Source organism: Pseudomonas sp. NPDC087346, from assembly GCF_044744235.1.
Classification (GTDB): Bacteria; Pseudomonadota; Gammaproteobacteria; order Pseudomonadales; family Pseudomonadaceae; genus Aquipseudomonas.
This window is the reverse complement of record NZ_JBIUXX010000037.1, coordinates 49,175-61,383: the sequence shown is the minus strand read 5'-3', so window position 1 is coordinate 61,383 and position 12,209 is coordinate 49,175. Positions and strand designations below refer to the sequence as shown.

The window sequence follows — 12,209 nt, the reverse complement described above, 5'->3', positions numbered from 1 at the left end:
AGTAGAAGACTTCGAAGCCTTACTGCCGTGGAACTGCACGCCGCAAATTCCAAGATAGCCATAGATTCCCACCTTTAAAATGTGGGGTTTATGGAGCGCTTACTTAAGATGGGTATCTGTAGTACAGGCATGCGTTGCTTAAGGACCGCCGCCACGGGAAGGAAATCGGTAGCGCACTGCTAACTCATCGTATCGGGCTGGCGCCCGTTGCGTCGGCAGCCGCTTCAGATTGCTTTACTTAATACCCATTCAAGCGAGCCAACGGGACAAGCGTATAACCGCCGTCGCGCCATGGCCTCGTATGCCGCACCATGCACGACTATTGGACGGTCAATCTCCAGTATTGTGCTGGAATGCCATTACACACGGCCAGGTTAACTTGTTTATCCAGACCCGCCGCCGTCAGGCATTTATTCGACGCCACATTGCGGATATCCGTTCCTTTTGCCTGAAGAGCCTTCCATTGCTGCTTGGTATCTTGATAATCGCAGCGGACAACACCCGTGTGCCCATTTTCATTATCCGACAAACATTGGTTGTTTCTAAAGATAATGTAATGGACCGTGGAGTCTGCAATCTTATCTGACACAGGTACGTTCTGACAGGCAGCCAATACGGGCTGACCTGTATTGCCTTCCACCAGACAATTTCGTCCATTGGCGATGTTCAGATGGCCGGGAGTGACCTTGGTGGTAATAGTTACAATTTTTGCTTCCTGAATATCGCCCCTCAATAATTCTGAGGCCATCGCCGGAAGTGGTGCGAAGAGAATGGCGAGCCATACTGTAAAATACGGTTTCATCCGTGTTCCTTAAACATTGATTGTGGGAGGGTGTAACATTTTATGTGATGATTTTATATGAATAAATCAAATGGATAATACCTAATATTGGTTATAATTGTTGCTTGCTGTCTGAAAACGGCCCCTGCGCAGTGTGCGAAACGATAGTCCTTCAGGTGTGAAGGATCGCGTGTCAGCCTTCCGAAACCATTCACCTTCGCGACAAAAATCTTCTCGTCGTACGCGCGCACGCCTTGAAGGGAGAATGAGGACGCCACGACTCGTTCTACGGTACTACGTGCATGATAGGCAAAGGGCCTACCCATACCGATATGCCCAGTCAGGTACTCAATGTTGGCGGCAACCATACGCTACTAGTGCGATACAAGAGCAGTGCAGGCACCCGCCAGTTGGACTTAACCCGCAGAATGAGCCGGCATCTTGAAGCTACCAAGGAAGCAATACTGGAACCCCGGAGCGCACGGGAGGTAGGTAGGGCGAGTGAGCACTGTAGCTTTGGTAGCCGAATGCCCAGGTATTACCGGATCTCGCCCCGGCAAACCGGCCCACGGCCCCATAGGTTTCTTCACGAAGGATATTTCGTGCCGGGTGCATAAAGCGCCAGAATGGATTATCCATAACATTGGCGGCCACATGAGATACGTTAACCCCGCCTCCCGATCGACTCACCGTGATGGCGCATCCGGTAAGCTGTTCCGTTGCCATATAGCGAGTGGTGCTATTGAGTGAAATACTTTCGATCTTACCGCTCGTATACGGTAAAAATTGGAAGTTGCTCGTGGGATCTGTGGGGGCTCCGCGTGCGAGAAGGGGTCTCAGACGATTGCGGGCCACCAGTTCGTGCAATGTACGTCCTGCTCGGCGAGTGGCGGCGCGCGCGATAGAGCGCCCTATTAGCCCCGCACCTGCCCTGGCGATACCCACTCCCACGGGGGCCACGATTGCAGCAATATCAAAAACAGTGCCAATGGTATCTAGCTGGTCGGCATAATCTGTCTCACCATGGCTTCTCCAGTAGCTTGCCCCGATGTGAAGCCCACTACCTATCAGTAGAAATGCACCCGCCAAAAGTAAAGCCACAGGAATATGCCCGGAGGGGTCTTTCATGTTAACCGGGTCCAAATTGCAATATTGGTAACGATTGACGCCGGCCGCCCCAAACGGACTCAAGCTGTCAGGAGAGTAAAACGCTCTCATCCGCGGATCATACAAGCGATACCCGTTTCCTAAAAAATAACAACCACTCACCGACTCCATTAAATACCCCTTGAAGCCAATAGAGCTTTTAGCCGCCGACAGCGGGGAATGCACCGGCGTGGTATCCGGGGCAGTCGCTAAGTGGGAAGATGAAGAAGATGTTGCATTATTGGTCATGATGACTCCAGAAAAGTTGGTCATGGTTTATTAAAGGCGGCGCGCAACCGGCACGTCGATGAGCGTGTTCAAGCCATCGCTGATCGATGCGCGCGGTGCATGCAGCTAATTGATTAACGTGCACGAGCTAATAGGTGGGTGCGTCTCAGTTTGAAGGGCGGACGTGACGTTCGCCATAATCGGTGTACTCATAGTGTTCATGGCTAAGTTCAACACCTTCGTTCGAATAGGTGTAGGCACAACGAACGGAGCCAGAGGGCTCAACACCGAATAGCTCCAACGACTCAATCGTGTCCTTTTTGATATAACGCCCCAGCAGGATGCCATTGGCGCGAAGGTAGAATGTTTCGACTTGCATTGTGCCAATGACGGAAATTTCGCCCGTCAATACGTTGTCGTCGTAAAGGTAGGTAATACTTTCGTTCTGAGACACCACCTGTGCAATTTGCCCGTTGGGATTGTAAAAATATTTGTATTCGTCCTCGGGTTCAGAGGACCTGGAAAATTGGGTCAACTGGTTGGCAGTATTGTAAATCAGTGATGCAGTGTCGTTGATGTTGGAAACATTGCCGTTGCTGTTATAGGCATAACGCTGACTGCTCAGCGCGACGCCCGCGTTAGATGTTTGCGTGATGGACTGCACCCGATCGCTCTGATACTGGTAATTCGTGACGGAGTTAGGCGCGGTGATCGTGCTGAACCGCTGAAAACCGTTAGATCCATAGAGCGTTTCCCTGTTGCCGCCGGGCGTAACTGCCGTAGAAGTCTTCAGTCGGTAAGTATCATGTGAATAGACGAAGTCCTTGCGCTCTACGGGGCCAAGCGGATGATCGGTCTCTGCTCTGGAAAGGCGCAGATCGTCAAAGTACTGCTCGCGATGCCGTAACACTTCGTGTTGATTGATCGCGTAACGTCTTTCTCGCTCAAGTCCTGAGTCGGCGTAGTCAATGGTTAAGGTCATCTCCAGAGCGGGATCGCGTAAGCGCTCCACGTTGAGTTTGACCTGACTGATGTTGCCTGCTCCAGGCGTTGCGGCCATACAATATTGCGTTTCTACAGTAACGGCGCCAAAGGAGCCCAGTTGGTAGTCTTGTCTGATTACTCTGCCCGCACTGTCGTATTGATACAGGAGACTCGCCAATACGCTGTTGATATTGTAGAAAATAACCATGCCTTTGAGGCGGGTTGAAAACGCGGAGTACGTTCGTGAGCTTGTGATAGTCAGCGTATTACCTGGCTGGGTATACGTTCGTTGTTCTCTGGTCAGAGCCCCCTGTGCATTGTAAGTATAGTTGACTGCGCACCACGACTGACTGAGCATCCGGCTCGTGCTCGACTTCAATTGTTTGGTAACCGGATCAAATACAAACGCGTACGTACAGTCGGTGTTGGTAATGCCGGTACTGCTCGAGCTCAACAGCATGCCCGTCAAAGGGTCGTAGCTATTGTCGACGCGACCGGCATTGAAAGTAATCGCCGAAGGTTGCTCCGCCACATTGGAGCCATAGGTGTAGTGCTCGACGACGGTGTTTGAGCTGACATCGCCGCCCGGCGCAACTTGCGTGATGAGTCGACCAAATCCGTCAAACGTTCGGTGAGCGGCAATGGCCTGGACCCCGTTAGAGGCCGCACTCACGCTTACCGGCACGTCCATGATGGGAACCTGGGTACTGTACTCATAAGCGAGGGTCTCTTGCAGGCATCGGCTACTGGTTATACGGTCATATTCATCCAATGCAAAGTGCGTCTCGCCAGGCTCCCCGGATGTCGCCGCCTCAATCAGTCGACCCAGGCCATCGTGAGTGTTAACGCTAAGCAAAACGTTATAGGACTCGGGGAGGTTATTACGAACCAGATAGACATCTTTTACTTTGTCGTACTTGTCATAACGCGTTCGGTAGATTTTGTCGCTGCCACTGCTCATTTGCCGAATACTTGGAGGCGTTTGCGCAAAGTCATACACCGTATAGGTAATATTACTATTCGGGTAGGTGGTTTGGGTTAACTGACCTAACATATAGTCGTACGTGGTTGTTTCCGTAAATCGGATGGTTTCGCTCGGATTGACAATAAAGTCAAAGTGCGTGTCGGTTTTAATCAGTGGTTCGGGGCTCGTGCGTGTGTAAGTGACGGCTCGGGCGAGTTTGGAGAGGTCTAGTTCCTTTGCCCGCGTATCAATCCCGCCAGGTACTGCATAGCCCTCGTAAAGAATCAATCCATCGCGACTTAAAAAACTGTGCGTGACTAAGCCTGCACTGTTTCGCGTGGTGAGCACATTCGCCCGGATCAGGCTTTCGTTATTCGAGATGTCTGGGTTGTCTACAAAGGGTGTGGTCCAGTAGGTGAATTGGTAGGTTTCGACTTCCTCTTGAGGCGTGCCGGCATAACTGGTTTTTTTAGTTAATCGTCCTGTGGTGTCATAAATGTATTGGGTAATGGCGCCAAAAGGTGAGACCTCCTGATGAACGCGTCCGGACGAGGGGCTGTATTCGGTACTTCCGCCTGATGCGGTGAGACGCTGCTCCGAAGACTGCGCCACGTGCTCGGTGGTAACGCACACACGCCGGTTGTTCATCGTCCAGTTAAAATTGGTTAAATTGTTGACGCTTGGCGATACGGTGCGGCTACTCAGCAGAACCCCCAGAAGCAGAGGGATATCAGTCGCTGTCCGATAGGTATGTTGTTGCACGACCAGCGTGTTTAATTTTTCCTGGGAAAGCAAGACCATGTAGGGTGAGGTCAATGCCCCGGTGATTGGGTTTCTATGCGTTCGGCCAGAGACCTGTGTGTACGCGTACTCGCGTGATTTTGCATTGGGCTTATTCTGTGCTGAGGGGTCAGGTGTAATCGTCGTGCTTTTTAAATGGCGGATGAACAGTGGGCTGGGTGGGCAACCCTGGCTTTGGGTGGAATCCAGAGGGTAATAAGCATGGGTCTGCTTGATGCCCGACGCTTGTGTTTTAGACAGCAAATTTCCATAAATATCATGCTCGCGCAGCTCGGTTATGGTCCGTCGTTCATCGCCTTTCGCATACGTGACGCTCTTTTGCGTCCACAAAGAGAAGTTGGCCGGTTGGTTGTCAATATTTCCCGCGACCAAGGGATAGGTATACGCAGTCGTAATCCAGACACCCAAGCTCTGTGGCTGGGCAATCACCATTTCCTCCGTCAACAAGTGAAATCTATTATAAGTACGCTTGATGCTTCGGTCGCCATGATTCTCCCAGGAACTATAGTGATAGTCCTCAGTTAAGCGCAGACAGTTATCAATGCCGTCGACTTGGGTCCGTCCCTGCGAATAACCTGTAAAGTTAACATGGTTGCTATAGCCGTAATTGATTTCAGAACTGTCTCTGGCGTTTCGATATGTGGAAATGTCTTCTTCCACCAAGCGTGCCACCACGGGGTAGTTCGTGTCGAGACTGTACGGGCGAGGTGTACCGAAATGTGAAACGTATTGGGTGAAGCCGTAGGGTGTTTTCAGTCCTGAGAGTACATAGTAGTTGAAGGTGCTGGGTTTGCTATATTCAAACTCTGTCCAGCGCTCAAAATCATTGGGCAAGCTGATCTGCGAAATATAAAATAGTCGATTGTAGGGCGGTGAGCTTTCCGTGCGGCATCTCATGTCGAACTTGGTGGTTGTGACAACGCCGTCCATGTGTTCGGTTAAGGTGAAGCGATAGTCATCTATTCCGCCGCCGGGGAGTTCCTCGGAACCAAACACAATATAATTGTTACTGTCTTCATTGCGGACTTTGAGCAGCGGAAATAAAGCTTCTCCATACTCGAACCACAACCCAGCTCCCGAAGCGCAATACAGTTGAGTAATGAGTCCTGCATCGTTGTAGTGTTCGATACGCCCGTCTTTATAGGTTACGGTGTAGCCTAGCGTACGGTTGTTTGTAGCGTGTAGGTGGCGTTGTATTTTGAGCGTGTTGGCTTTGTGGTAGCATGTTGTTATCGTGTTGTTCGCGTCATTAATAATAAGCTCGTCTGCTTTTCCATTTGAAAAATAAATTTTTGATAAGGCTGGCGTTTCAGTATTGATCACAATTTTCGGTGTGTTGAACCCCAACTCAAATACGTTTTGTGGCGTGATCCCCGATTGGCGTGTGCCCGTAATATGAGTGGATGTTCCCAAGAGCAAGGTAAGGCTGAAGGTTGCCGGGTCCTGAATTCCACTGACGGCTGTCCCCAAAACGATCGACGCCTGAAAATTTCCTGTTCGATTATCAACACCAGAGCTGACGTTTGATAACTTATTGGCCGCGCTATATAAGCTAGGTCGGGCGCGAAGGGTAGTGCTGTTGCTCATTAGTAAACCTTTAAAATCTCTATGATGGAAGCGCTATTGACGCTGAAGCCTCCGCCCGGCGGCTGTAAGGCCGTGCGAAAATCCTGATTGCTTTAAGTTGCGTAAATTGATTGTTTTGAATGCAGGTAGCCGTTCATTGAGCGTGCATTGAGTTGTCATATACAGTGCGGAGCAGTAGCTACGGCATCAGATTAGACCATTGAGCAATGGAGAGGGTGCAGGGTCTTAATTCGGACTTTGCTTTTGCCCTCGGTGCTCTATTGTGAAATCAAGACGGGCGCCCAATAAGGGGTTGTGCCTAGCTGTCTTGGCGGCCCTACTGCCTTTGCTGAAAAGGAAAGGCACCTTTAAAGAGGAGCGTGTAATGAAAGTTTATTCGGAAGCCTATAATAATCCCGACATCTCTTCGCCGGTTAACACCCGTACCGGAGGCGTTGATCTGTCTTATCCGCTTGCTCGAATCAGTAGCGGCTTGCAATTTCCTGCGGCCTTTACGTTGTGTGTTCAGTCGAAGGCTGGAGTCGTCGACACCGATGATCCCTACAGCGTTGGCTCCAACTGGAGTTTTAATGTGCCCCGGCTGGAATTGGCGAGCGGCCTTTGCCGGTTGAGTAACGGCTCCGTTCAAAAAATTAATACCACCACCCTGGCGCTGGAGTATCATAAGTTACATGATATTTCCATCGAGAAAGTGCGAAATAATGATCCTAAGTTCTACAGCACATATCTCGTCAAACACAAGAGCGGTATTATTGAGTACCTTAATGCTCAAGGGCAGATCACTAAGTTGGTATCAGCCAGCGGCCATTATCTGGATTTCATTTATGAGACGTCTTACGGCGATCCCTTGGGCTCGCTGACAGAAATTACGGACGGACAAGGTAGTAGCATCTCTATAACGTACCCTTCTCGTAGCTATACTGGGGCTAATTCAAGCGTCATTAGCGTCACGGAAAAAACGCTCACCAGCGTGAAGGTGACGTATCTCTATAGTTCCCGGGTAACGAGACAATTGTGGAAACTTGACAGTATTACAATGCCTAATGATGTGAATGCTAGATTGTGGTTTGAATACACCAGCATCGACGGTCAGGCGTGGGTTACAAAAGTCACGGCACCGAATGGTCAGGTGCAGAAATTCACTTACCGCCCCATCAAATCATCACCCTCTGATACCGTTCAGGTGGTCTCAAAAGTAGAGCTATGTGGCGAATATCAGGAGCAATCAGGTCAAAAAATTTCGATTGAATATGAGTATTCTGACAAAAATTTCACGGGGTACTTACCTGGGGCACCGCAGCAATCCAATACCGACAACTGTTTGTTACGTGATGATACCTATACCTATACGGTCACCGAGAAACACGCTGACATCCAGTATGTCAGGACCTTTAACCGCTTTCACCTGATGGTCTCCGAGGTCTTCAAAAAAGCCATCGGCTCGGGGCCGACCACTACGGTTCAACTCGGCTACCCTCTTGTCGCTGGCGGACTGTCAGCGCAACCGTCCAATTATTCACTCTGGACCACCTCGACCACTATGTTTGCGGAACCGGGGGGTAGATCGCGCGTGGTCACCGAAACTCGAAGTTTTGATAATGACGGTAATCTGTTAACGCAGCGTTCAGGGGCGGGCGTCACCGTGACCAATGGCTATTATCCGTCATCTGGAGAATCAGCTAATTGTCCAGCCGATCCGAACGGTTTTGTTAACTATCTAAAGCTGTCTAGTACCAAGCCTAATGACGCCGCTGCCAATGCCAGCGTTAAAACAGCTGAGTGGAAATATGCAAGTATCATAGGGCTTCGCTACCCTGTGCCAACCGGCGGTACGAGAACCGCCAGCATGGTGCAGGCCAAAGAATACAAGCAAAACGGGGTTGTTATAAAAACCTGCACCTATATTTCGGCTAATACGACGCCTGCACAGCATCCGTTATTCGTAGGTATGTTGGCGAGCGAAGTCTCGGGCAGTTCGCATACGTTGAACTTTACGTATGCCAATGAAGAGGGCATGGCTTCTATACAGACGCAACGTGTCGCGGGTGCCCTGACCACCACGTCGACTAAAAAAATCTCCCCTAATACAGGGCTTGTTTATCAAGATATCGCCGAGAATGGAGAAAAAACTGAATACTTTTATGACTCACTGGATAGAGTCATCCAAAAAATCAAGTCTCCCAAAAAGAGTACTGAGCAGATCGAACGCTACACCTATGAGCACTATAAGCTTATTGACTCAACGTATAAATGTCAAAACACGGTCACCATCAAAACTTCCAATGGCGTGGAGTATATTAACTACATTAACCATTTTGGGTTACTCAGTTATTCGTTAGAAAAAATCTCCGAGAATGCACCCGCATTTCGCGTGCATAGCATCACCTATAACGCCGCCGGACTTGTACAGGAGGACATTGAGCACGACTCAGTTCTTTCATATGACGGAAAACCTCGCGCCACGGAAAACAAAACACAGTATGTTTATGACATGCGGCAGTTGTCTGAAATCCAATGGACAAACGGTACCAAGCAGATCTTCACTACGAGCTTGGCATCAAACACGAAAACATCGCGATACCAGTCTGGCCCCACCTACACCATCGTCTATAATGATTTTGGCCTACCGGTCAGTTTGAAAATCAGGGTGGACCAAGAAGAAAAAGTCCTTGAACAGAATACCTATGATGGTTTTGGCCGAAATATTCAAGTGACCACATTTGCTGGGGGGCGGAAAACGACCGGCTATGATTTGTTTGATCGTGTGGTGACCCAATCGATAAAAGGTAAACTGGACAGTGAGCAGGAAGACACCACCAGCTATGAGTACGCTTCGGCGGTGTCCAATATGTACTCGCCCATATCCTTGTACAGTATTACCCGTAAGGGGGCTGACGAAAGGGAGATTTTGGAGGCTTTAAGAGATTATGATGGGTTCGGTCGATTGATTGAGCAAGATAGTCAAGTCTTCGTCTTTGATCAGCCGTTTGATCTCTTGCCGTCTAACTCAACTTATATTAATCGGCGCGATTATTCGGTCACTAATAGCTGGAATGCGATTACCTTGAAGGTGGATGCGGTGACCGTAAAATCGGGCACTCACCCGGAAACAACGTTCCGCTATAACCACGATCTGACGACTGGGCAATTAACCAGCGCCTCTACCCAATCTAAAACAGTGAGCGTCCGGCCGAATCCTCCAGGTACGAACGTCACCCCCACCTGCGAACTTCAATACGCCTATGACAACAGGGGTTTGCCCACCAGGATTGTTGGCACCTATGCAGGTGGCGTCTCGACGCAGTTGACGAAAACCTACTCTTCAAGTGGTCAGCGCTTGACCAGAGCTGTCAATCATATGGGCATAACCGAGGACTACAATTACGACTCCTCCGGACGACTCATCGCCATTGGATACCCAGGAGTCGCCACATTGAGCCTTAGCTACAATGCTGATGGTGGGATATTTGCGATCGATGTGTCGTCAGCAAAATTTTCCCATACCGATCGGACGGCTGATAATTTACTCGCGACCGTTGAGTTTGAATATAATCGCCTGGGACTGGAGAGCGGTCGAAGGACGAAAGTGGCGATCGGCTCAGGCGATTCGGAGATGCTCAATGTCATCAATCAGTTCAATGAAGATTCGGTGCTCACCTCGCGTAGCGTACGGAGAGGGCATGCCGCCCCGATGCAGACAACAACCTATGCTTATCAAGCACAGTACGGGGAGTTAAAATCCGCCACGACATCTGGTGAGAAGGGTGCCAAGTCGGTGGTGACCTACAATCATGCCGGCGGCAATCGTCTGAGTACGGTAACAGAGACGAATAAGCCCGTTGAAACCTATACCTACTCATGGGACACGCTTTCAACATTCGAACCTCGATCACAGGGGAAGTCCGTGCCTTTGGACTTCATGGGCAATATCACCCATGACATGGGCACGCGCGGACTTCGATACGATGCGGCCAACCGGATTTCCGCGGTGACTGTCGATCAGGGCAGAGAAGACTACCTGTACAGCTATGATCCGGCAGGGCGCTTGTGTCAAATTTCAAAAGGGTCCGAGAGGGTCACTTATGTCTATGATGGTGATACGCTGATCGGGGAAATCAGTGGCACGATCCAGACCTTGTACCTTCGAGTGGGTGAAGTGGTGATCGGTCGTTATGTCAAACAAGGTACTGAGGAAAAATTTGAACTGTACGCCACCGACTCAACAGGATCGGTGCGCGGCGTCAAGTCGTTCTCTACGGGTGAGGCCGGTACCAATGAAACGTCCAGCGTCTATTACGACTACACTGATTATGGGGTTCGAACAGCGGATCGCTCCAGCCAGATCCCCAAACCCTCGAACTTGATCGAGCGCAACACCCTGGGATTTAATGGATGTTTGTTTGATGATATTTCTGGTACCTATCTGCTCGGTAACGGCTATCGTGCGTACAGCCCTTTCCTGCGAACATTTTACTCCCGTGACAACTTGAGTCCTTTTGGTGGCGCGGGTATCAACCGGTATCAATACTGCCAGCTTGACCCGATCAACAACGTCGATCCGAGTGGGCACCTCAGTACATCTGCCCAATGGGGCATAGGTCTGGGCGTTGCCAGTATTCTGTTGTCTGCTATTCCCGTTGTTGGCGTCCTTGCCGGGGGGGCACTGTTGAGTGTGGCGGGCGGGCTAACCGTTGCAGGCGCTCTTGTAGGGGTGACCTCGGGGGCCTTGGGCATTGCTTCTTCGGCCACTGAGGACAACGAGGAGCTCTCTAGAAACCTCGGGTATGCCTCACTGGCCTTTGGTGTGGCGGCTTTCGGTCTCTCGTTGGGTGCGAATGCTGCCCGCGCATATGGGAACTTCGCCATCAGAGCCCAACAAGTGTCCAAGGCTCAAGAGAGCGCCAGGACTTTAGGCGGTACGGCTTATGGTCCCCTCGAGCATATTTCAAAAATCGGAAAAACCGAGAAGATCATTGCGGAAGGCGCGCCTTTTGTGACCCAGGGCGCTTCAGGTTGGTTAGACGATGGCGGGCAACTGGCCAACAGGCTCCGGCCGATACTCCAAGGTAACGGTCCGGTGAATCTGGCGAGCTGTAACAGTGCGGTAGGAGGAACCTATGCATCGCAGGCTCAGCGTCTGGCGAACGCGCTTGGCAAAACGGTTACGGGGTATTACGGGACTGCCAATCCTGCCGGCAGCTGGGGCACGTCAATGCAATTCCTTCCACAAACAGGGTTTGCCGCCGCAAGGACTGCAGTGCTGAACTCGGCGGGCTCCTGGTTCGTCAAAGCCTCGATCTATGGCTTTAAAAATGCCCATTAGAGTGCATTGAAGATAAGGCGCCCTTGCCCTCCACGGAGGGGCGCCCTCAGCAGCCAGGCACGCCTGTTTTACGCGAGTCATGAACCAGTGACGGGAGTAGGTGATAAAAATCTACCCGGCGCTAGCGTATGCTCTGCGTCGGACAGTGACGCGTCATCGAATGGGGCAGCTGCTGGTCCATCACTTGGCAGGAGAAAAGTAGCTCGCAAACGCAAGCGGCTACAGAGTCTTCTAGCCCTCAGCAAGGTGCCAATCAACTTCAGGCGTTGGCTCACCCTGCACCTCACGGTGCAACATGCATGACTCGGGTCTGGTTGATTCGTCATTTCTTACCAGTATCGAACTTTCATCAACTATCCTCCGCCAGCTTTAACTGGCGCACTATGCGTCCGGTC

Annotated in this window: 4 protein-coding genes; 1 reads left to right on the top strand and 3 read right to left on the bottom strand. The window is 50.7% G+C overall.

The genetic code is table 11. The annotated features are described in order from the left end of the window. Positions 1 to 319: 319 nt before the first annotated feature. From ACIOZM_RS20745 to ACIOZM_RS20735, 3 genes are all read right to left on the bottom strand, one after another. Entirely contained in the window at positions 320 to 802 is a 483-nt protein-coding gene (locus ACIOZM_RS20745; protein ID WP_401216703.1) for a hypothetical protein, read from the bottom strand. A 426-nt stretch (positions 803 to 1,228) separates the two neighbouring features. Beyond that, positions 1,229 to 2,176, bottom strand: a complete 948-nt coding sequence (locus ACIOZM_RS20740) for an RHS repeat-associated core domain-containing protein (RefSeq protein ID WP_401216702.1) — start codon at positions 2,174 to 2,176, stop codon at positions 1,229 to 1,231. Positions 2,177 to 2,321: 145 nt separating this feature from the next. Then, positions 2,322 to 6,491: a hypothetical protein gene (locus tag ACIOZM_RS20735; protein ID WP_401216701.1), complete on the bottom strand. Its 4,170-nt coding sequence runs from the start codon at positions 6,489 to 6,491 to the stop codon at positions 2,322 to 2,324. Positions 6,492 to 6,855: 364 nt separating this feature from the next. On the opposite strand from ACIOZM_RS20735, the gene ACIOZM_RS20730 reads away from it, so the two are divergent. Further along, the gene (locus tag ACIOZM_RS20730) at positions 6,856 to 11,814 is read left to right on the top strand and encodes an RHS repeat-associated core domain-containing protein (RefSeq protein WP_401216699.1); all 4,959 of its coding nucleotides are present in this window, start codon (positions 6,856 to 6,858) and stop codon (positions 11,812 to 11,814) included. Positions 11,815 to 12,209: the final 395 nt, after the last annotated feature.